Source organism: Pseudomonas sp. NPDC088444 (assembly GCF_044900175.1).
GTDB lineage: Bacteria > Pseudomonadota > Gammaproteobacteria > Pseudomonadales > Pseudomonadaceae > Aquipseudomonas.
The window spans coordinates 310,474-332,137 of sequence record NZ_JBJDNK010000001.1; the positions used below are offsets into that span (position 1 = coordinate 310,474).

Consider the following 21,664-nt stretch of genomic DNA (forward strand, 5'->3'; position numbering starts at 1 on the left):
GCTCACTCCCACAACGCATCGGCAGTCGGCACAGAGTCCGGGGCGTCAATTCAATAATCCCCCCGCCCCTCCAGCAATGTGTCAAGCAACCACGCCGCCGCAGGCCCCAGACTCCGCTGTCGCGACCAGATCACGTCCACCGCCGAGCTGCGCGGCCAACCCGGCACTTGCAGCTCTTTCAGGCGCCCTTGGGCGTAACCGCGCACCAGCCAGCGAGGCAAGGCCGACCAGCCAAAACCGAACACGGCCATGTCCATCAGCAACAGGTAATTGGGCGCTGACCAAGTTCGCTGAGCGCCCTCGGGCAGATCATCGGTGGTCACGCATTCGTCGATGAGGGTGTTCAGGCGCAACGCCCGATGCTCGGCCAATTGCCGATAGTCCACCCGCTCTTCGCTGGCCAACGGATGACAGTGCGCCACGAACAGACCAAAGTCCGCCCGCTCGACGATCGTGGCGTAACCCACCTCCGGCGGATAACCGGGCTGCGCGGACAACAGCCCCAGCGTCGCTCGCCCGGTCTGGATCAGATTGATGGCATCGCCGTGTTCGGCAAACACGCACTCCAGCTCGATGTCCGGAAAACGCTGATCGAGCTCGGTCATCCGCGCTTCGAATTCGGCGAACTGGTTAGCGTCCGACAGCACCAACGTCAAGCGCGGCTCGATGCCCTCCACCAACCGGCCTGCGGCACGGCGCAACTTATCGGACGACGCCAGCACTTCTTCGATCCGACCTTCCAGCGCCTTGCCCGCTTCAGTCAACGTGGGTTGCTTGGAGGAGCGATCGAACAGCTCGACACCCAGATCGATTTCCAGCCGGGAAATCGCTTCGCTGATGGTCGACTGGCTCTTGCACAGCCGACGCGCCGCCGCACTGAAAGAACCCAGAGCCACCACCTGGGTGAAGGCTTCGAGGGCTTCGGGGGAATAACTCATGGCAGGTCCTTGCGCTCATCCATCGGTTTTTCCGATGGTATCGATTTTCACTGTAGCCGACTGCGCAGTGACAATGCAGCCCTGCCCGCAACAAAGTGAATGTCATCATGCCTGTCCATAACGCTGCGAAGTCGGTTGTCCCTGCAAAATCCATCAAGGAGCGCGCGTTTCATGCGCTGCTGTTCGAACTCATCGGTGTGTTGATGTTTGCGCCGGGTCTGGCGTGGGTGTTCGGCCAATCATTGGGGAAGATGGGGGCGATGACGGTGATGATCTCCACCGTGGCGATGCTCTGGAACATGGTCTTCAACGCAGGCTTCGACCGGTTGCGTGCGCGGTGGGGGTTTGCGCTTAGCCTGAAAGTGCGGGCATTGCACTCGATGGCATTCGAAACCGGTCTGGTTGTCGCCGTCGTGCCGCTGGCGGCGTGGTGGCTGTCGGTCAGCTTCTGGGAAGCGTTTTTGCTGGATATCGGCCTGCTGCTGTTGTTCCTGCCGTACACCCTGCTGTTCAACATCGTGTACGACAAAGTGCGCGAACGGGTGGTGGCGCGACGGATGTCGTGTGCGAGCGCAAACCGCTGATCACGCCGCTAATACCTGCGGGAGCGGTGCCCGGCGCAGAGGCGGCTCACATCAAAAACGGCAACACCTCTGCCAACAGCTCTTGCGGTATTTCCTCCGCCAGATAATGCCCACCCGGCAGCGCCTTGCCGCGCACGTCGGTCGCGACCTGCTGCCACTCCTTGAGCGGATCGAAGCATTTACCCACCGTGCCCTCCGCGCCCCACAGCACCAGCAATGGCACATGCAGATGATGGCCCGCAGCGATGTCGGCGCGGTCGTGTTCCAGGTCGATGCTGGCGCTGGCGCGGTAGTCTTCACACACCCCACGGGCCGCACCCGGCAGGCTGGCGCAGCGCACATACTCGGCGAAGGCTTCATCGGTGAACGGCGTCAACCCGGCGCTACGAGTGCCCATCACGCTGCGCAGGTATTGCTCGGGATTGGCCTCCAGCAACGTCTCCGGCAGCGGCGCCGGGCGGATCAGGAAGAACCAGTGCCAATAGGCCCGGGCAAACGCCTCGTCAGTCTGGCTGTACATGGCCAGGGTCGGAGCGATGTCGAGCAAGGCCATGCGCGTGACGGCCTGTGGATGGTCCAGCGCCAGTCGGTGGGCAACCCGCGCGCCCCGGTCGTGAGCCAGAACCGAGAAGGTCGACAGGCCCAGTTCACGCATCAGCGCCACCATGTCACGGCCCATTTCGCGCTTGGAATAACTGGAGTGGTCTTCAGTAGCCAGAGGTTTGCCGCTGTCGCCGTAACCGCGCAAATCCGCCGCCACCACCGTGAAGTGCTGACTCAGGCGCTCGGCGATCTTGTGCCAGATGACGTGGGTCTGAGGATGCCCGTGCAACAGCAGCAGGCCCGGCCCTGTACCGCCAATGCGGTAGGCGATCTGCACACCATTGACCAGGCGCTGGTCTTTCTGGAATCCGGCAAACATGGGTGAGTCCTTGTGATTGTTGGATGATTGCTGGGTGATTGCAGGCCCATATCCTAAAGCCGTGAGCCTGTACGGCAAGGCGCGAATCGTGGCAGCGGCGTTCATGAAGCGTGTTGGCTCGCCTTGGGCCAATGGAGAAGATGTGGCGCAATTGGTCTCCAGAAATCCCGATCCATTGGCTATTCGGGCCTTGCGCAGCCCGTCGTAAGGTAGTGCCACGTCCAACAACATTTCCTACCTTCTCCAACGGAGTGACACACATGAACAAGCGCATCGCCTGGGCACAGAAATCGCCAGAAGCCTACAAAGCCATGGTCGGTCTGGAAACCGCACTGGCCAAGTCAGGCCTCGACAACTCGCTGCTGGAGCTGATTCGCCTGCGCGCCTCGCAGATCAACGGCTGCGCCTATTGCGTGAACATGCACGCCAACGATGCGCGCAAGGCCGGTGAAACCGAAGCCCGCCTGCAAACCCTGAGCGTCTGGGCCGAAACCACCTTCTTCACGGACAAGGAAAAGGCCGTGCTGGCCTGGGTGGAAAGCCTCACCCAACTGTCGATCCACCACGCCCCGCAGGATCAATACGAGGCGCTGCTGGAACACTACAGCGAAGCCGATGTGACCAACATCACCCTGGCCATCGCCACCATCAACGCCTGGAACCGCTTTGGTGTGGGCTTTGCGATGATCCCCGCATAATGACCAGCGGAAAAAAAGTCGTTACGGCTCAGACTTTGAGATAACGCCCGCTAGCCGCCACCCCCAGCAGCATGAACGTGATGATCATGAACGCCACGTTCAGGCTGCTCAGATGCGCGACAAAACCGATCCCGGCCGGCCCCATGAGAATGCCCATGTAACCCAGCGTGGTGATGGCCGGGACCGCGACGTTTTCCGGCATGGTCTTCTGCCGTCCCACCGCGCTGTAGAACACCGGGACGATGTTCGAACAACCGATGCCGATCAACGCATAGCCGCACAGTGCCACCTGCCAATACGGAATCAAGGTGGCAATCGCCATGCCCGCTGCCGCGCACGCCCCTCCAAACAGGATAATCTTGTGCGCGCCCAGCCGTCGTACCACAGGGTCGCCCCACACCCGGCCGATGGTCATGGCCAGCGCGAACACCGCGTAGCCAAACCCGGCATAGGACGCCTCGACACCGCGCTGCGCACTGAGGAACACGGCGCTCCAGTCCAGCATCGCGCCTTCGGTGAGAAATACGGTAAAGCACAATAAGCCGATGAACAGCACCACACCTTGCGGCACCGCGAACACCGGACCGCCCGACTCACTGCCATACGCGATCAGATTCGGCGCGGCTCTATAAAGTGCAAAGCCGATCAGCAGTGCGACGATCACCATCGTCAACCACGGCCAGACACCCACGCTCAGCAACGCCGAAACGCCCGCCGCTCCGGCAATCCCGCCGCAGCTGAACAGGCCATGAAAGCCCGACATCATGGTCTTGCCGCTGGCGCGCTCGACGATGATCGCCTGGAAATTGATGACGCAGTCCAACACCCCCATGCTGGCCCCGAACACAAACAGCGTCGCGACCATCATCGGCAGACTCGACAGCGTGGCCAAAAGCGGAAGGCACAGGCAGGTGAGGCAACTGACCCAGATGATGATGCGCCGACAGCCCCAGCGCACTGTCATCGCACCGGCCAATGGCATGGAGAGAATCGAACCGATGCCCAGACACAACAGCAACAGGCCGAGGCTGGCGTCATCCAGCCCAAGACGGGCTTTGGCATAAGGCACCATGGGCGCCCAGGCGGAAATACTGAAACCGGCGATGAAAAACGCCACACGGGTGGAGAACTGTTCCAGCCGACCTGGCACGACCGGCGTTGCAGTGCCAATGGAGGTCATTGCCGCTCCCTTTAGGTACACGCCTGCCCGTCATGGGCCGACACACAATAAAGAAAGCCTAACAAAAGGTGGCGGGATGCCGAAGTGGGGATGTTGAGGGGAATGGCGTCAGGAGCGCCTCAACATGAGTGTCGATCCTGGAGTTGTGGGAGCCGCCTTGGTGGCGAAAACGGAGGGTCAGCAACATCGACGTCTCTGACCTGACGCATTCGCCAGCAAGCCGGCTCCCACAGTGTCAGCGTTGAATACAAGATTTGAATTCGACGCAATCACTGTGGGAGCCGCCTTGGTGGCGAATGGTGTTGACCAGCCAACATAGACTCTCCCACAAGGGTAAAGCAGTCGTATTTACGCCTTCCACGGCGACTTACGGATGATCTCCACAAAGTTCAGCGGCTTGAACTTAGGATCTTCATCCACCAGCACGTCGGCGTTCACGGTGCCGAAGGTGGTGTCCGGCTTGTGGCGGAAACCGTTAGCGAAGGCGCAGAGAATGCACTCTTTGAATTCCTCGCCACGTGGGTGAGCGTGGGTCACGACTTCACGCTGCTGATCGCTGAACTTGTCGTAGTTGATTCCCAGCACGTCCATCTCGACGCCTGCGGTCACCAGCGCCACGTTGGGACGCAGGTGCTCGGGAACGCCCGGCGTGGTATGCAGCGCAATCGACAACCAGATCTGCTCAAGGTCACCTTCCGACAGGCCGAACGGCTTGGCGAACGCGGCAGCCGCGTTGGCACCGTCGACTTCGAAGCGCAGGTCCGGGCTGCTGTGCTTCTTCACCAGACCCAGATCGTGGAACATGGCGCCGACGTACAGTTGCTCGGCGTCGTATTTCAGACCTTTACGCTCGCCGGTCAACGCGCCCCACAGGAACACGCGGCGGGAGTGGTTGAAGAGCAGATCGTCTTCTTCATCACGGATGTATTCGGTGGTTGCGCGAGCCAGGGCGCTGTCAGGGATTTTGATACCGGCGATTTCTTGGGTCATGGCGTATTCCTCGATAAGTCGCGTCGGTGTGGCGCGTTGAGGAAAAGTGTGAGGGACAGCGGTTTTGGCCTCAATCGGCGCGCGGTCTCGTTCTCTGCCAAACGTGCATCGTTTACTGCCAGCCGCAGTGATGTTTACCAGAATGCGAGCGAACGCCGCCCGGGGCTTCGGATAAACTGCGCGGGCTTCCTGCAAGCGGGCCATTAGAGCCTTGCACCGGAAGTCATCCAAACCCTATCGATTGAACCGAACCAAGGAGCCCCTGTGTACAAGGGTGTTGCGTTATCGGTCATGGCCTCCTGCCTCTTCGCGGTCATGTACTACTACACCTCATTGCTGAAACCTTTGAGTGGAGAAGAAATATTTGGTTGGCGGATGTTGCTGACCCTGCCCTGCGTGACGATCTTCATGCTGTCCAGCGGCGACTGGAAACTGGTCAGGGCCATGGGCGCGCGTATCCGTCAAACCCCTGCCCTGCTGGGCGCGATTGCCCTGTCGGCATCGCTGATGGGTGTTCAATTGTGGCTGTTCCTGTGGGCGCCGCTGCATGGGCGCAGCCTGGAGGTGTCGCTGGGCTACTTCCTGCTGCCGCTGACCATGATCCTCACCGGGCGCGTGGTCTATGGCGAACGGCTGTCTCATCTGCAAAAGATTGCCGCGTGTTGTGCAGGGGTCGGCGTGGGCAACGAGCTGTGGCGGCTGGGGACGTTTTCCTGGGAAACCCTGCTGGTGTGCCTGGGTTATCCGCTGTACTTCATCCTGCGGCGCAAGCTCAAGACCGACAATCTCGGCGGTCTGTGGTGGGACATGCTGATGATCCTGCCGGTGGCGGTGCTGTTCATCTGCAAGGGTGATCCGGGTGTGGTCGAAGCCAATCAGCGTTTTTACCTGCTGATCCCGGTCCTTGGCGCGATCAGTGCGCTGGCGTTGGTCAGCTACATTCTGGCCAGCCGCCTGTTGGCGTTCAGCGTGTTCGGCCTGTTGAGTTATGTCGAACCGGTGCTGCTGGTGGGCGTGGCGCTGTTGCTGGGCGAAACCATTGGCCGTGACGAGTGGATGACGTACCTGCCAATCTGGCTGGGGGTCATGGTGCTGGTGGGTGAAGGCGCCAAGCATGTGCTGGCGCAGAAGCGAAGGATGCGTGCTTGATACGGTCTTTCGACTCACATCAATGACTAAATGAACACCACATTGTGGGAGTGAGCTTGCTCACGAAGAGGTCGGTACATTCAGCACATTTTCTGCGCCTGGCCATTCCCTTCGTGAGCAAGCCGTGTGCATTCAGAGACACGTGCATCACTTCCCAAATCTTGCCAACTGCATCTCCTGCAACCGGCTCAAGGTCCGGCGAAAGGCGAACGCCAGGTAGCCCTCGGTGTACAAATCCTGCATCGGCATCGCCGCTTCGACGTACAGCGGCACCTTGCGGTCGTAGCACTCGTCCACCAACGCAATGAAACGCCGCACGCCGTCATCGTAAGGTGACAGCTGCGGCAACTCCCGGTCCCCGGCGGTCACCTGCTCCACACCATCTTCAGTGCCCCGAGCGATACGCCCCTCGCGTTGCGGCGCGCTCAGGGCAGGCACCTCACTCAACATGACCACCCGATAACGGTCGCACAGCTCGATGAAGTCCATCGCGGCAAATGGCTGCTCGCACAGGTCCATGTAACGGCACCACAGCACCGTTTTGCTGCAACGCACCACCGGCAAATGACGACGCCCCACCGGCACCGGCTGGATCGACACCGACTCGCCTTCGCTCAGGCTTTCGAACACCTCGACCAACGCACTGCGGCCCTGCTCAGGCGTCACCCAGTAGCGCTGCTGCGCCTGACCGGGGTGCAGACGATGATCTTCGCCACCGTCCACCGAGACCACTGTCATGTAATGGTTGATGGCCGTGATTGCCGGGACGAAACGCTCGCGGTTGTGCCCGGTGGAATACAACTGCTCGGGCAACTGGTTAGACGTGCAAACCAGCACCACGCCCTCTTCGAACATCGCCCGCAGCAGGCCGCCGAGAATCACCGCATCGCCGATGTCGTTGACGAACAACTCGTCGAAACACAGCACGCGCACTTCTTGCGCCAGCTCATGGGCGACCACCTCAAGGGGCTTGGGCACGCCGGTCAACTGGAACAGCCGCTGATGCACCCAACGCATGAAGTGATGGAAATGCTGACGCCGCGCCGGAACCTGCAAGCCATCGAAAAACCGGTCCATGAGCCAGGTCTTGCCACGCCCGACCGGGCCCCACAAATACACGCCTTTAAGCACGGTGTGAGACTTTCCGTCGTTCAACGCCTGCCAGCAGGTCTGCAATTGTGCGGCGGCAAGGCGCTGAGCCTCATCTGGCTGAAAACCCTGGGTGTCGACGGCCTGCTGCCAGGCCTGCAATGGAGAAAGCGCACTCATCGAAAACAAATCACCGCGTGCTGGAAGATTGATCGTGACGTCGCGAGTACGAAGCCCCCAACAAGTAGAAACAGCCGCCCGCCACGATGAAGCCCGCCAGCATATAGAACATGAACGCCGGTGGCTGCGCCGCCAGGGCAAAACCGCACAACACCGGCCCCAGCGCGCCGCCGAGGTTGGACAGGTTTTGCGCGCCGTAATACATGCCGCGCAGGTGGGTCGGAGCAATGCGGTCAATGAACATGTATTCGGCCGGGAACACGATGATTTCGCCCAGGGTGAAAATCGCCACGGCCAGCGACCAGTGCAGCACCGTGCTCGACATCGCAAACCCCACCACGCCCATCAGAAACAGGCTGAAACCCGCCGTCAGCCACTGATTCAGGTATTGATGGCTGATGTGTTTGCCAACGACATACTGCAAGCAGATCACCACAGCGGCATTGACCGCCACCACCGAACTGATGACCTGGTAGGTAAATTCCGGCGTGTTGGTGGTCACCAGGTACTGCGAGAGGTACGCGGTGAACTGGCCGAACACCACCGCGCTGAGCACGCCGCCAATGGTGAAACAGACCAGCCGGTAATCCTTGAGCAGAATCCTGCCGACGGCGAGGAACGAGACCGGCGCATTCGTCGGGTCAGCCGAACTCAATTTACGGTCGCCGTAGATGGCGTAAACGATGAAGTAACCCAGCCCCAACACCGCCGACATCATGAACGGCAGCTTCATGTTCCACTGCGCCAGCCCCGCACCAATGAACGGCCCGACCGCATAACCGATGTTGATCAGGGTGTAGCGCACCGAAAACACCTTGCTCTGCTCGGCCACCGGCAGCAGCTTGCCGAACGCGGCCTTGACCACCACGTCGATCACCGAATAAGCAAAGTTGAACGACGCCAGAAACAGGAAAAACAGCCACAGCTTGCCGGTCAGGCACATGCCGACGAAGCCGACGAAGAAGAACCCGGTGAACGCCAAAATCAGTTTGTAGCTCGACAGTTTGTCGGTGAGGTAGCCGCCGTACAGGCTCAGCAATGAACCGACGATCAAAGCACTGCCGACGATCATGCCGATGTCGCTGATGCCGAGGGTGAAGCTGGAGGACAGGTAAATCACCAGATACGGCAAGGTGATCGCCCGCCCCAACGTCAGAAACAACGACGACGCCAGCAGGAGGTTGACCGAGGCAGGGTAATGTCTGAGAGCGGCGAGCATCTGTGTGCTGTCCTTGGCAATGAGCAGTGTTCAATCTGGCCAAACATCGTTACACAAAGCCGCTTGACTGGACACTGAGATAAATTCATTTGCGAGATGAACCTGGCCCACCTCTAAAGGAAAATGAAACCTTCTGGCAGATGAAAGCCTGTGGGAGTGAGCTTGCTCACGAAAGAGCTTTGTCAGTCACTGATCATCCAACAGATACATGGTTATCGTGAGCAAGCTCACTCCCATAGGATCACCACCTGGCAAATGCCACGTGTACAGGTGGCCGGTTTGTCACACATTCCGTAACATCCCCACCCTTTGCGCTCCCTTTCTTCAGGTACTCCATGAAACCCGCTCGCTTACGCGATGATGTCCTTGCCGGACTCACCACCTCTTTCGCTCTGGTGCCCGAGTGCATCGCCTTCGCCCTCGTCGCCCACCTCAACCCGCTGATGGGGCTTTACGGTGCGTTCATCATTTGCACCCTGACCGCCCTGTTCGGTGGGCGGCCCGGCATGGTGTCGGGTGCGGCGGGTTCGATGGCCGTGGTGATCGTCGCGCTGGTGGTGCAACACGGCGTGCAATACCTGCTGGCGACGGTGCTGCTCGGCGGGCTGGTGATGATCGCCTTCGGTGTGCTGCGCCTCGGCAAACTGGTGCGGATGGTGCCGTACCCGGTGATGCTAGGCTTCGTCAACGGCCTGGCCATCGTCATCGCGATGGCTCAGCTTGAGCATTTCAAGACCGGCGAACACTGGCTTAGCGGCACGCCGTTGTACCTGATGATGGGTCTGGTCGCGCTGACCATGGCGGTCGTTTACCTCCTGCCGCGCCTGACCCGCGCCGTGCCGCCTGCGCTGATGGCGATTCTTGGCGTGGGCCTTCTGGTCTACCTGCTTGACCTGCCGACCCGCACCCTCGGCGACATGGCCCACATCGCCGGCGGCCTACCGAGCCTCGCACTACCTGATGTGCCCTGGAATCTGGAGACCCTGCGCATCGTCGCGCCGTACGCCGTGCTGATGGCGCTGGTCGGCCTGCTGGAAACCCTGCTGACCCTGAACCTCACCGACGAAATCACTGAAAGCCGTGGCTACCCGGACCGCGAATGCGTGGCGCTGGGCGTGGCCAACATTGCCTCGGGCGTGTGTGGCGGCATGGGCGGCTGCGCGATGATCGGCCAGACCGTGATCAACCTCAGCTCAGGCGGGCGCGGGCGTTTGTCGGGGATTGTGGCCGGGGTGATGATCCTGATGTTCGTGCTGTTCCTGTCGCCACTGATCGAGCGCATTCCACTGGCCGCGCTGGTGGGCGTAATGTTCGTGGTCGCGCAACAGACCTTCGCCTGGGCGGCGCTGCGGGTGCTGCGCAAAGTGCCGCTGAACGACGTGCTGGCAATCATCGCGGTGACCATCGTCACGGTGCTGACGGATCTGGCTACCGCCGTGCTGTTCGGCATCCTGATCGCCGCACTGAACTTCGCCTGGCAACAGGCCCGCGAGCTGTATGCCGACGCCCATACCGAAGCCGACGGTAGCAAGCTGTATCAACTTCACGGGACGCTGTTCTTCGCCTCCACCACGCCGTTTCTCGATCAGTTCGATCACCTGAACGACCCCGAGCAAGTGACCCTCGATTGCCGCCATTTGCGGTTTGTCGATTACTCGGCGATTGCGGCGCTGAAAACCCTGCGCGAGCGCTATCAAAAGGCCGGCAAACACCTGCGCGTGGTGCACCTGTCGGAGCGTTGCAAGAAGCTGTTGAAGCGTGCGGGTGTGCAGCACGCCTGATTGCTGGCACTGCAATACACGTGTGGGAGCGAATTCATTCGCGATGACGTCGGCACACCAGACATCATCATTGCCTGACACCCCGCCTCGCGAATGAATTCGCTCCCACAAGGAAAACGCCTGCCCTGCAGATCACCTGAATCCTGCGTCATTCGAATGGCAGAATCGAGGGCAATCCTCACTGCCATTCGCCACCTTTTCGCGCACTGTGAGAAAAATTGCTACAAAACAACTCACATCTTGTACACAACTATCTTCTGACACATCGCTGAGACAATCCGCCGAACGGATCACGCCCTTCTATTCAAGGGCCTACAGCCGTGCTTCACCCTCACAACCTGACCACTCGATCAACTTACTGGCTCGCTTATTGCTCGGTGCGAGCCACTGGCACTGTTCCATCGTGGTCGTGCGCTCGTATTTGCGGAGTTTTCTATGCCTGTCTGGCGAAAGAGTATTCAGTGGCAACTGACCCTGAGCATGGGGGCCGCGCTGGTCATCAGCAGCCTGATCGTCATCGGCATTTACGCCTTTGCCTTGAACAAACTGACGGATCGCTACCTGCTGCAACAGGCCATGCCGGCCAGCGTCGAAGCGATCCGCAATGACCTTGAACGCCTGTTGGCGGCGCCTCTGACAGCCGCCAGCGACATCGGCGACAACACGCTGGTCGCCGACTGGCTGGGCAACGGCGAAGATCCGACACAACAACCCGCCTTCATCCGCTACCTGGCAAAGATCAAAGAACAGCACAACGCGCTGACCACCTTCATCGTCGCCAAGGACAGCGGCCACTACATCACCAACAAGGGCGCGGATCGCACGCTGCAACGGGGGCCTGCCGAGAACGACTGGTTCTACGGTTTCCTGGACAGCAACAAGCAGCGCTCGCTGGACATCGATATCGACGCCACGACCAAAGTGCCGACGCTGTTCATTAACCAGCGCATCGAACACAACGGCAACGTGGTGGGCGTCGCGGGGTTGGGTTTCAGCATGAGCGCGCTGTCGCAGATGGTCCGCGACTTCCACTTCGGCAAGCAGGGCCAAGTGTATCTGGTCAGCCCGGATGGCAAGATCAAGGTGCATCCGAATGCGGACTTCAATGACCGAGAATCCCTGACTCAACTGGTAGGCGACAGCGCTGCACGCGCCCTGCTTAGCCAGACTCGCAACGGCCAGGCGCTTGAATTCGAACGCAATGGCCAGGCCTATGTGGCGGTCGCCAAACCCGTCGAATCGCTGGGCTGGACGCTGGTCAGCGAGGTGCCGTTGGCAGAAGTCTACGGCCCGGCCAAAGAGGCGTTGACCACCATTTCCGCCATCAGCCTGGCGGTGGTGCTGTGCTTCCTCGGATTTGTCGCGTGGATTGCACGTGGCATCGTGCGGCCGATTCAGCAGGTCACTACTGCATTGGTGGACATCGGCGGCGGCCAGGGCGATCTGACCCGCCGTCTGGATGACAGCCGCACCAACGAACTGGGGGATCTGGCCCGAGGCTTCAACCGCTTCATCGAGAGCCTGCGCCTGTTGATCGGCGATGTGTTGCAGACCAGCGAACAACTGCGCCACAGCGTGGTGGATGTGGCTCGAGTGGTCGACAGCACTTCATCACGTGCGCTCAAGCAACAGCAGATGACCGACATGGTCGCCACGGCCGTCCATGAAATGGGCCTGACCGTGCAGGAAATCGCTCGCAACGCTGGAGCGGCTGCCGACGTATCGCGTAATACCCATCAGGAAGCGGTGTCAGCCAAGCGCGTGGTCGGTGAATCCATCGACCACATTCAAAGCATGTCGGATGGTGTGGGTACAGCAGCAGGCGCGGTGGAAAACCTGGCCACGCAGATTTCCACCATCGACCAGGTGCTGAGCGTGATTCGCAGCATTTCCGAACAGACCAACCTGCTGGCCTTGAATGCGGCCATCGAAGCGGCGCGAGCCGGGGAAATGGGGCGCGGCTTTGCCGTGGTGGCCGATGAGGTGCGCACCCTGGCCGGTCGCACCCAGAGCGCGACCTCGGAAATCCAGCAGATGATGGGTGAACTGAAGAACGGCGCGGAACAGGCGGTGACCTCGATGCGGGCAGGTCAGGCCGCGACGGGTACGGGCGTGGAAGCCAGCCGCCGCACTGGCCACTCGCTGGACGCCATCGCGGGGCACGTGGAAGAGCTGACCGACCGCAACCATCAGGTCGCGGCCGCCACCGAAGAACAAAGCACCGTGACCGAAGAGATCAACCGCAACGTGCAGGGCATCGCGGATTTGGCGCAATCGACGGTGAGCGATGTCAGTACCTGCCGTGAGGACTGTCAGAAGCTGACGCAGAAGGCCGAGCACCTCGCGGCGCAGATGGCGCGGTTCAGGCTGTAAGGCGCGGCACCTTTCTCCATTCGGAATACAAACCTGTGGAAGATTCTCTGTTGTCTGGTCAAGCGCCTTCGCCACCAGAGGCGGCTCCCACAATGACCGTGCCAGACCTGGCGTTTTGTTCGACGCGATCCTTGTGGGAGCCGCCTCTGGTGGCGAAGGCGCTTGACCAAACAACAGAGAATCTCCCACAGGTTCAGCGGTGATTGCTTTGTTACAGCGCCCGCAACACCTGCTCCGTCCCCACCACTGTCGCATATTCACCCTGCAGGTTAGCGAGCGACATGGCATGAATATCCTCAGCACTGCGCGCCTGCCCAAAGAAATCCATACCGTCGAAGGTGTAGCAGGCGTCATGGGGCACGATCACCTCAAACCCCAGATTGCCCCCGGTTCTCGCCGTGGATTCAACGGAGTTGTGGGTCACCACACCCACGATCACTACTTGATTGATTCCGTCCGCGCGCAACCAGCCTTCCAGCGCCGAATGGCAGAAGGCGTCCGGCACCTGTTTGTGCAGTTCCCCTTCCCCGTCCCACGGCAGAAACTCGCGCTGGAATTCCACCCCCGATTGCTTCGGCCAGAACACCGAGTCTTCGGATCGGGAAAAATGCCGCACATGGATGACGGTACGCCCGGTGTCACGCCAGGCGTTTAACAGCGCCAGCATCTGCTGTTCGGCGTCCGGGTTGTTGCGCCGCCCCAGCTTGGGGTGGTTGATGCCTTGCTGCATGTCGATGATGACCAGCGCGGCCTTGCGAGAAATGTCCATGGTGATGTTCCTGTTCAAATGGCGCTGAAATGCCGCGCCCACTGCTGTTCGGCAAACTGCTCGATGATGAAATCGACGAAGGCTCGGGTCTTGCCGGGCAGCAACTTGTGCTCGCTGTAATAAATGCACAAGTGGCCGTCCTCGACGTACCAGTCCGGCAGCACCCGCGCCAACGCGCCGCTGCGCAGGTAAGGTAACGCAAACGGCATGCTCACCAGGGCCACCCCCAAGCCCTGAATCGCCGCGCGACATGCCGCTTCCGAATCGCTCATGGTCATGCGCACCTTCAGACGCAGCGGGGTCTGCTCGTGATTGCGGTGGGTCAACGGCCATGAACGAATGCGCCCGGTCTGTGGCGAGCGGATCAGAATCCCGTCGCACTCGCGCAGATCGTCAGGATGATGAACCTGCGGGTGGGCGCTCAGCCAGTCAGGCGCGGCGACCAGCACCCGATGGGCCGGGCCGAGCTTGCGTGCCACGACACCCTGGGGCAAGTCGAACCCACCGCCAATGGCGGCATCGAAGCCCTGCCCGATCAGATCGACCTGACGGTTATCGAAATGCCAGTCTGGCGTGATCGCCGGAAAGCGCCGCAGAAACTCCCCCAGCAGCGGCACTACGTATGAGCAGCCGAAAATCGTCCCGACACTGACCTTGAGCGTCCCTGCCGGACTGCCCTGGGCGCTGGCCAGATTGGCCACGGCGTTCTGGATGGTATTGAAGCTGGCGCGCACCTCGTCGAGAAATCGTTGCCCGGCTTCCGTCAAGGTCAGCCGCCGCGTACTACGCTGGAACAGCCGCACGCCCAGCCGGGCTTCCAGCTTGGCCACGCTCTTGCCCACCGCGGCAGGCGTCAGGCTCAGACGGCGTGCGGCTTCGGCGAAGCTGCCGACCTCGGCACTGCGGACAAAGCACTCGATGCTGCTGAAGTTTTCCATCGCACTCATTCACAACTTTTGGTTTACACAGACTATAGCGATTACTGGCTACCGAGAACCTAATCATCGACGGATACTGACGCCCATCCACTCACTGGCTCACATCAATGTGCAGGCTTACAGGAGATTGACATGACTCACCCAACCAACCTCAGCGGTAAAACAGCACTGGTACAAGGCGGTTCGCGCGGCATCGGCGCGGCCATCGTCAAGCGTCTGGCCGAGCAAGGCGCAGCGGTCGCTTTCACCTTTGTCAGTTCCGAAGACAAAGCCCGGGAATTGCAGAACAGCATCACCGCAGTCGGCGGTAAAGCACTGGCCATCAAAGCCGACAGCGCCAAAGAACAGGACATTCGCAGCGCCGTGGCGAAAACCGTCGAAGCCTTCGGCGGGGTCGACATTCTGGTCAACAACGCAGGCGTCCTCGCCATTGGCCCACTGGAAGCGTTCAGCCTCGAAGACTTCGACCGGACCTTGGCCATCAACGTACGCAGCGTGTTCATCGCCAGCCAGGAAGCTGCACGCCACATGAAAGAAGGCGGCCGCATCATCAACATCGGCAGCACCAACGCCGACCGCATGCCCTTCGCCGGTGGCGGCGTGTATGCCATGAGCAAATCGGCGCTGGTGGGCCTGACCAAAGGCCTGGCCCGCGACCTCGGCCCACGCGGCATCACCGTCAACAACGTGCAGCCCGGCCCGGTCGACACCGACATGAACCCGGCCGACAGCGATTTCGCCGCGTCCCTGATGGGCCTGATGGCTGTGCCGCGTTACGGCCGCTCGGACGAAATCGCCGCCATGGTCGCCTACCTCGCAGGCCCTGAGGCGGGTTACGTCACAGGTTCGAGCCTGACCATCGACGGCGGCTTTGGCGCCTGATCCCTCCGTCGACTGCCGTTGCATCAAGCCCCGCGTTCCACCAGGAACCCGAGGGCTTTGCACTTTTTTGCTTAAGCGCATGAAAATTCTGAAAAAAAGTTTTGCGTTCGCCGAAGCTTTCGACTACATTAGCGCGCCTCGACAGACTGAACGTCTAGCGAGATACGGTGAGGTGTCCGAGTGGCTTAAGGAGCACGCCTGGAAAGTGTGTATACAGGAAACTGTATCGAGGGTTCGAATCCCTCCTTCACCGCCATATTCGATGTAAACGAAACCCCTGAGATTCCTTGAGAATTCAGGGGTTTTTCGTTTTTAGGCTCATCCTGCAACCGGCGGTCCGGTAGGAGCCGACTTACCGACCAATGCATCCGATCACCATCGTCATCGACTGACCCATCGCCTTCCCCAGCAACCGGGGTACTGCTCGGGCATTTCCCACGATGATGTGCATCCGGCCATGAAGGCACAGAAGTCGCCACCACGCTATCATCCCCCTCGCCCTCGCCGATCCAAGGATGTCATCCCATGCAGTTCCTGCCACTGATCGAAGCCAGCCCGTCAATCCAGTCTGCCGTGCGCACCCTGCGCAATCAGGAGGAAGTGCGCAAATTCATGTACACCTCCCACGAAATCAGTCCGCAGGAGCACGAACAGTGGCTGCGCTCGTTGAAGGGCAACCCTCGGCAATCCGTGTTCGCGGCAATGCGCGACGGCGAACTGGCGGGGGTCGTATCGCTGAGTGCGATCAATGCGACGCAGAAAACCGCCGACTGGGCGTTCTACCTCGACACCCGGCTGCGCGGCAAAGGCCTTGGAAGCCTGGTGGAGTTCTGGATGCTCGATCACGCGTTCAATGAAGCCGGACTTGAAAAACTGAACTGCGAAGTGCTGGAGATGAACGCGGCCGTCATCAAGATGCACCAGAAGTTCGGCTTTAAGATCGAAGGCGTCCGGCGCCATAACATCATCAAGGAAGGCAGCCGGGTGAATGTTGTACTGCTGGGCATCACTCAAGAGGAATGGGAAGCGCGCCGACCCGAGATGGTGCCGCTGATCACCCGTTTGAATGCCCAGGATCGTCCCGTCACGCCTTGATTCACCCCGCGACAATTGAGCATTTATCCATCCATTCGGAGGGATGACCTATCCAACTCGTCAGATTATTCCTACGAGTTCACGATTTAATTCATTTACTTACCGCAGAACATCGGAAACCCCGTCATCCCGCCAATTGACCAGCTAATGTCTATGCGTTGCTTCTACCTTTGGAGTAGCCACTTAGTACGAGGCTCGTTCGATACTCGATGACCCCGCCCGTATTCCAGCCCCCATTGCGCGCTCGACTGACACCAAAGCCAGGGCGCGGATTTCGCAGGAGTAGGTAATGAACAGTATTGGCAAACGTCTGAGACAAGAAAGGAAACGGCTGAAGCTTACGCAAAGCGCACTCGGCGCCATTGGAGGCGTGGAAGCCAATGCCCAGGGCCATTATGAAAGCGGGCAGCGCCTGCCCAGGGCCGACTACCTGTTTCGCATCGCGGCGGCAGGGGTCGATATCAGCCGCGTGGTCACAGGCATCGACTCGAACAATCGACTGGAAATGCCGACCCTGCCGTCGCTGCCCCATGATGAGGATTGCGACAGCGCCGAGAGCGTGGTGAAAATCATCAGCCAGTTGCGCCAGAGCCTCTGGGTCACTGCCAACGCCCTGTGTGAGGTGACGAGGTTGATCGATTCGCGAGAGCAACCTGAAGTCAGTGATCACGTCGAAGATCACCTGCGAGTGCTGCAGGGCGATGCCGACATGTTTGTGGCGCTGGCGTTGTCCCGCGTGCAGAAATCCGCTTACAAAGCCCATTGAGGCGCCCGCCTTCGCTGACAGCCCTTCTCGCCAAGTGGTAGCCTTGCGCCACCTGAGGAGGGCTTCAATGAAAGGATCGGCAATCGCACTGGCGGCGCTCACGTTGAGCGTGAGCGCCATGAGCCATGGCGACGTGTTCAAGTGCGTCAGCCATGACGGCAAGGTCAGTTTTGCCTCGACACCGTGCCCGGACTACATGGGTCAAACGATGCCACAGCGCCCGGCTCAACGGCTGTCCAGCGATTGGGAGGAGGCCGACTTCCCGGATCGGGTCAACAAGAATGCCACCGACATCCTGCAAGTCAGCCGACGTCGCCGAATCATCATTACCAACGAGAAAGAAATCTCCGACCACATGCAGGCCATTCGTCCGCCACCGCCTGGGGTGCCCTCCACATGCGTGGCGCCGATTTACAACAGCGCCTGTTTCGATCCGTCCGGCGGGAGGGTCCGCCAGCCGGTCAAGGGCAGCCTGTTCAAGTCAGGCGGCCATTGAGGACAGCGATCGACCGCTGCCTTTACTTCCGAAATTTCTGAACTGAATATTTATCGGCAACGATGTTACCGGATGTGAGAGCTGCTTAAAGTCATGCCCCATCGCCAGAATCACAACAACGAGACGGCCATGACCTCCACCGCACATCGCAAAGAACACGTTCAGCAAGCCGCCAACGATCTGGTGGCCGCGTTTGCCAGCAACGACACCGAAGCCTATTTCACCGCCTTCAGCGAAGACGCCACGTTTCTGTTCTACACCCTGCCCGCCCCACTGCTGTCCCGTGCCGCCTATCGTGAGGTGTGGAATGGCTGGCAGGCCGACGGTTTCGCCGTGCTCGATTGCCAGTCGAGCAATGCCCACATCAATCTGCAAGGCAATGTGGCGATCTTCATGCACGATGTCGCCACGCGGGTACGCTTTGGCACCGAGGAAAATCAGTTTCAGGAACGTGAAACCATCGTCTTTCGCCACGACGGCAATCGCTGGCTGGCCTGTCACGAACATCTGTCCGCACAACCGGACTGACCCGAGCGAGCACGCCGGGCGGCTTCATTCATAACAACCAAAACGCTTCAATTCTTTCGGTCGGCTTACCGACCACTGCCAACGCCACGACCGGACGCGTTCCGGTCGAACAAAACGGGCCAGCCCCTCGGGTGCAGAGCCTCATAACAACACGACAGCGCGCAGGAAACCGTCATGTCACACCCCACCACCAGCATCGAAACGTTCGGTGTCGAACAAATCCCGGACGATCAGCGCGACGCCTCGCCCATCGACCTGTTTCGCCTGACCTTCGGCGGCGCCAACACCTTCGCCACGGCGGTGCTCGGAAGCTTTCCGGTGTTGTTCGGATTGTCGTTCCAGGCGGGCGTCTGGTCGATCATTCTGGGCATCGTCCTGGGCTCGATCATCCTCGCGCCGATGGGCCTGTTTGGCGCCCTCAACGGCACCAACAATGCCGTGTCCTCGGGCGCGCATTTCGGCGTGCACGGGCGGATCGTCGGTTCATTCCTGTCGCTGCTCACCGCTGTGGCGTTCTTCTCGCTCTCGGTCTGGAGTTCGGGCGATGCGCTGATCGGCGGCGCCAAGCGCATGGCCGGCCTGCCGGAAAACGACCTGGCACTGGCCATCGCCTACGGCGTGTTCGCCGTGTTGGTGCTGGTGGTTTGCATCTATGGCTTCCGCTTCATGTTGTGGGTCAGCAAGGTTGCAGTCTTCGCTTCCAGCCTTCTGTTCTTGCTGGGCATTTTCGCCTTCAGCGGCAGCTTCGATGCAGGGTTCGCGGGCACCGTGAATAAGGGCAGCGAAGGCTTCTGGGCAGCGTTTATCGGCGCAGCGTTGCTGGCGATGAGCAACCCGGTGTCGTTCGGCGCGTTTCTGGGTGACTGGTCGCGCTACATCCCGCGCCATACCTCGAAAAAACGCATCATGGCCTCGGTGTTCCTGGCGCAGGTCTGCACCTTGATCCCGTTTCTGTTCGGTCTGTGCACCGCCACCATTGTCGCCACGCAAGCACCGCAGTACATCACCGACAACAACTATGTCGGTGGCCTGCTGGCGGTCTCGCCGAGCTGGTTCTTCCTGCCCGTGTGCCTGATCGCCATCATCGGCGGCATGTCCACCGGCACCACATCGCTGTACGGCACGGGTCTGGACATGTCGAGCATGTTCCCGCGCCTGCTGAACCGCGCTCAAGCGACGATTCTGATCGGCGTCGCGGCCATCGCCTTCATCTTCATCGGCCGTTTCGCCTTCAACCTGGTGCAGAGTGTGTCGACCTTCGCGGTGCTGATCGTCACCTGCACCTCGCCGTGGATCGTGATCATGGTGCTGGGCCTGATCATCCGTCGCGGCTTCTACCACCCCGAAGACCTGCAGGTGTTCACCCGCGGTCAGAGCGGCGGCCATTACTGGTTCGAAAATGGCTGGAACTGGCGCGGTCTGGGCGCCTGGATTCCGAGCGCGGCAGTGGGCCTCTGCTTCGTCAACCTGCCGGGGCAGTTTGTCGGCCCGCTGGGGAATCTGGCGGGTGGCATCGACATCAGCCTGCCGATCACCCTGGGCCTGGCTGCGCTGTTGTACGTCACCCTGCTGCGCACCTTCCCCGAACCGGTGGGTGTTTATGGCGACCACGGCCCTCATCCGCTGCTGGGCAGCAATGCGCATCGCAATGTGAAAAAGCCGATGACTATCGGCTAAGCACAAATCAGCTATAACCAGAAGGCTCGTCGTCTCAACGGGCCTTTTTCGTTTGTAAGCACGACCGGCGGCGCATCGGCGGGTGGCATCAACCCATGACATCCCGCACAATCGTCCTTCACGTTAGCCACCCTAAAATTAGAAATTGTCAGCTCGCCCTATTGGAGATTTCCTCGCATGAACGCAAACGACTGGACCGAAGCTGCCTTGGCGAAATACATCGTGACCAACCCCACCCTTCAGGACGAGATCAAGGAACTGGACCCCAAGGAGCAACAGCAACAGATTCTCTGGGCTTTCGAAGACGAAGCCGAGGACCTGGGCATCCCGACCTGGGATCTGGCGCTGCAATTCATCGCAGAAAGCCCGGAACAGCTCAAGACGCTGCGCCTGGCGGCCCACAAAGAGGCGGCCGATGCACTGGGCATGGAGTGGGACGAGTACCGCGAGTTGAATGACGTCGAGGAGTAGCCTTCTGCCGTCGTTGTACCGGCTGCCGGTCCGGCTTTCTGGTATTGGCTGCCAGACCGCTGCCGTCGGCAAGCCGGACTGCTATAAAAAGCGCCAGATGCCTTGAAGCCCCTGACTTGCCGGTCACCCTTAGCGCTTTACCTTGCTCGTGCGGGTGGGTAACGTCTGCGCCACTTCACAACAAAAAAGGACTCGCTCCATGAGTGATTTGGTCGCGTATCAACTGGACGACGGCGTCGCCACGCTGACCCTGAGCAACGGCAAGGTCAACGCCATCAGCAACGAGGTCATCGCCGCGTTCAATGCCGCGCTGGATCAGGCTGAAAAAGACCGCGCGGTGGTCATCATCACCAGCGGCCCAGGCATTCTCTCGGGCGGCTATGACCTGAAAATCATGACCTCTAGCCCGCAAGCGGCGATGGACCTGGTCGCTGCCGGTTCCACCCTGGCCCGTCGCATGCTCTCGCACCCCTTCCCCATCGTCGTCGCCTGCACCGGCCATGCCGTGGCCAAAGGCGCATTCCTGCTGCTGTCGGCGGACTACCGCATCGGCGTTGAAGGCCCGTTCAGCATTGGCCTGAACGAAGTGCAGATCGGCATGACCATGCACCACGCCGGGATCGAACTGGCCCGTGATCGCCTGAGCAAGCGCGCCTTTGGCCGCTCGGTGATCAACGGCGAAATGTACGACCCCAAAGGCGCTGTGCAGGCGGGTTTCCTCGACAAGATCGTGGCCCCGGAAGAATTGACCGACACGGCACGGACCGTGGCCTTGCAATTGAAGAAGATCAACATGAAGGCTCACCACCAGACCAAACTCAAGGTGCGCAAGGCGTTCCTTGAAACGCTGGACAAGGCGATCGAGCTGGATCGTCAGCATTCGTTCTGAGCAACCGCTTTGAACCCGTCATTTCGATGCTGATCGCTCCACCGCTATCG

The 21,664-nt window shown here is 60.3% G+C and carries 21 protein-coding genes, 1 tRNA gene and 1 pseudogene; 15 read left to right on the top strand and 8 right to left on the bottom strand.

The window, feature by feature from the left end:
* Window positions 1–50 precede the first annotated feature (50 nt).
* Window positions 51–938 (bottom strand): LysR family transcriptional regulator, encoded by an 888-nt coding sequence (locus ACI2KB_RS01635; RefSeq protein ID WP_404630747.1) that lies wholly within the window; start codon window positions 936–938, stop codon window positions 51–53.
* Between the two features lie 107 nt (window positions 939–1,045).
* Here ACI2KB_RS01635 and ACI2KB_RS01640 point away from each other — a divergent pair, with 107 nt between their 5' ends.
* Window positions 1,046–1,522 (top strand): multidrug/biocide efflux PACE transporter, encoded by a 477-nt coding sequence (locus tag ACI2KB_RS01640; protein ID WP_404630749.1) that lies wholly within the window; start codon window positions 1,046–1,048, stop codon window positions 1,520–1,522.
* A gap of 46 nt (window positions 1,523–1,568) precedes the next feature.
* Here the strand turns inward: ACI2KB_RS01640 and ACI2KB_RS01645 are convergent, their stop codons facing one another.
* Window positions 1,569–2,444, bottom strand: a complete 876-nt coding sequence (locus ACI2KB_RS01645; protein ID WP_404630751.1) for an alpha/beta fold hydrolase — start codon at window positions 2,442–2,444, stop codon at window positions 1,569–1,571.
* A gap of 260 nt (window positions 2,445–2,704) precedes the next feature.
* On the opposite strand from ACI2KB_RS01645, the gene ACI2KB_RS01650 reads away from it, so the two are divergent.
* Entirely contained in the window at window positions 2,705–3,142 is a 438-nt protein-coding gene (locus ACI2KB_RS01650; RefSeq protein WP_404630753.1) for a carboxymuconolactone decarboxylase family protein, read from the top strand.
* Window positions 3,143–3,170: 28 nt separating this feature from the next.
* Here the strand turns inward: ACI2KB_RS01650 and ACI2KB_RS01655 are convergent, their stop codons facing one another.
* Both ACI2KB_RS01655 and ACI2KB_RS01660 read right to left on the bottom strand, forming a co-directional pair.
* Window positions 3,171–4,322, bottom strand: coding sequence for an MFS transporter (locus ACI2KB_RS01655; protein ID WP_404630755.1), 1,152 nt, complete (start codon window positions 4,320–4,322; stop codon window positions 3,171–3,173).
* Window positions 4,323–4,670: 348 nt separating this feature from the next.
* Complete coding sequence (locus ACI2KB_RS01660) at window positions 4,671–5,312, bottom strand: HD domain-containing protein (RefSeq protein ID WP_404630757.1); 642 nt, start codon at window positions 5,310–5,312, stop codon at window positions 4,671–4,673.
* A 264-nt stretch (window positions 5,313–5,576) separates the two neighbouring features.
* Between ACI2KB_RS01660 and rarD the strand changes: the two genes are divergently transcribed.
* The gene (gene rarD, locus ACI2KB_RS01665) at window positions 5,577–6,461 is read left to right on the top strand and encodes an EamA family transporter RarD (RefSeq protein ID WP_404630759.1); all 885 of its coding nucleotides are present in this window, start codon (window positions 5,577–5,579) and stop codon (window positions 6,459–6,461) included.
* Between the two features lie 147 nt (window positions 6,462–6,608).
* Here the strand turns inward: rarD and zapE are convergent, their stop codons facing one another.
* Together zapE and ACI2KB_RS01675 are read right to left on the bottom strand one after the other, a co-directional pair.
* A complete protein-coding gene (zapE, locus tag ACI2KB_RS01670) occupies window positions 6,609–7,730 on the bottom strand; it encodes a cell division protein ZapE (protein ID WP_404630761.1) in 1,122 nt (373 codons plus the stop codon).
* Window positions 7,731–7,740: 10 nt separating this feature from the next.
* Window positions 7,741–8,949: an MFS transporter gene (locus tag ACI2KB_RS01675; protein ID WP_404630763.1), complete on the bottom strand. Its 1,209-nt coding sequence runs from the start codon at window positions 8,947–8,949 to the stop codon at window positions 7,741–7,743.
* Window positions 8,950–9,284: 335 nt separating this feature from the next.
* Between ACI2KB_RS01675 and ACI2KB_RS01680 the strand changes: the two genes are divergently transcribed.
* From ACI2KB_RS01680 to ACI2KB_RS01690, 3 genes and pseudogenes are all read left to right on the top strand, one after another.
* On the top strand, window positions 9,285–10,730 hold the full coding sequence (locus tag ACI2KB_RS01680; protein WP_404630765.1) for a SulP family inorganic anion transporter: 1,446 nt from the start codon (window positions 9,285–9,287) through the stop codon (window positions 10,728–10,730).
* A gap of 576 nt (window positions 10,731–11,306) precedes the next feature.
* A pseudogene (locus tag ACI2KB_RS01685) lies at window positions 11,307–12,245 on the top strand (cache domain-containing protein); the annotation flags it as partial.
* Window positions 12,246–12,374: 129 nt separating this feature from the next.
* Window positions 12,375–13,103 carry a methyl-accepting chemotaxis protein gene (locus ACI2KB_RS01690; protein ID WP_404631709.1) on the top strand — a complete coding sequence of 243 codons (729 nt, stop codon included), beginning with the start codon at window positions 12,375–12,377 and terminating at the stop codon, window positions 13,101–13,103.
* Window positions 13,104–13,314: 211 nt separating this feature from the next.
* Here ACI2KB_RS01690 and ACI2KB_RS01695 read toward each other — a convergent pair whose 3' ends face one another.
* Together ACI2KB_RS01695 and ACI2KB_RS01700 are read right to left on the bottom strand one after the other, a co-directional pair.
* The gene (locus ACI2KB_RS01695; RefSeq protein WP_404630767.1) at window positions 13,315–13,872 is read right to left on the bottom strand and encodes a cysteine hydrolase family protein; all 558 of its coding nucleotides are present in this window, start codon (window positions 13,870–13,872) and stop codon (window positions 13,315–13,317) included.
* 14 nt (window positions 13,873–13,886) lie between these two features.
* The gene (locus ACI2KB_RS01700; protein ID WP_404631711.1) at window positions 13,887–14,810 is read right to left on the bottom strand and encodes a LysR family transcriptional regulator; all 924 of its coding nucleotides are present in this window, start codon (window positions 14,808–14,810) and stop codon (window positions 13,887–13,889) included.
* Between the two features lie 132 nt (window positions 14,811–14,942).
* Between ACI2KB_RS01700 and ACI2KB_RS01705 the strand changes: the two genes are divergently transcribed.
* The 9 genes from ACI2KB_RS01705 to ACI2KB_RS01745 all read left to right on the top strand — a co-directional run bounded on the left by ACI2KB_RS01705 (window position 14,943) and on the right by ACI2KB_RS01745 (window position 21,614).
* Window positions 14,943–15,692, top strand: a complete 750-nt coding sequence (locus tag ACI2KB_RS01705; RefSeq protein WP_404630769.1) for a 3-oxoacyl-ACP reductase family protein — start codon at window positions 14,943–14,945, stop codon at window positions 15,690–15,692.
* A gap of 166 nt (window positions 15,693–15,858) precedes the next feature.
* Window positions 15,859–15,948, top strand: a tRNA-Ser gene (locus tag ACI2KB_RS01710).
* Between the two features lie 269 nt (window positions 15,949–16,217).
* On the top strand, window positions 16,218–16,787 hold the full coding sequence (gene pseH, locus ACI2KB_RS01715; RefSeq protein ID WP_404630771.1) for a UDP-4-amino-4,6-dideoxy-N-acetyl-beta-L-altrosamine N-acetyltransferase: 570 nt from the start codon (window positions 16,218–16,220) through the stop codon (window positions 16,785–16,787).
* A 289-nt stretch (window positions 16,788–17,076) separates the two neighbouring features.
* Window positions 17,077–17,553 carry a helix-turn-helix domain-containing protein gene (locus tag ACI2KB_RS01720; protein WP_404630773.1) on the top strand — a complete coding sequence of 159 codons (477 nt, stop codon included), beginning with the start codon at window positions 17,077–17,079 and terminating at the stop codon, window positions 17,551–17,553.
* Between the two features lie 67 nt (window positions 17,554–17,620).
* Window positions 17,621–18,049, top strand: coding sequence for a DUF4124 domain-containing protein (locus ACI2KB_RS01725; protein ID WP_404630775.1), 429 nt, complete (start codon window positions 17,621–17,623; stop codon window positions 18,047–18,049).
* 129 nt (window positions 18,050–18,178) lie between these two features.
* On the top strand, window positions 18,179–18,577 hold the full coding sequence (locus ACI2KB_RS01730; protein ID WP_404630777.1) for a YybH family protein: 399 nt from the start codon (window positions 18,179–18,181) through the stop codon (window positions 18,575–18,577).
* Between the two features lie 174 nt (window positions 18,578–18,751).
* Window positions 18,752–20,254, top strand: coding sequence for a purine-cytosine permease family protein (locus tag ACI2KB_RS01735; protein WP_404630779.1), 1,503 nt, complete (start codon window positions 18,752–18,754; stop codon window positions 20,252–20,254).
* A gap of 177 nt (window positions 20,255–20,431) precedes the next feature.
* Window positions 20,432–20,725 (top strand): DUF6388 family protein, encoded by a 294-nt coding sequence (locus tag ACI2KB_RS01740; protein ID WP_404630781.1) that lies wholly within the window; start codon window positions 20,432–20,434, stop codon window positions 20,723–20,725.
* A 199-nt stretch (window positions 20,726–20,924) separates the two neighbouring features.
* Window positions 20,925–21,614, top strand: coding sequence for a crotonase/enoyl-CoA hydratase family protein (locus ACI2KB_RS01745; protein WP_404630783.1), 690 nt, complete (start codon window positions 20,925–20,927; stop codon window positions 21,612–21,614).
* Window positions 21,615–21,664: the final 50 nt, after the last annotated feature.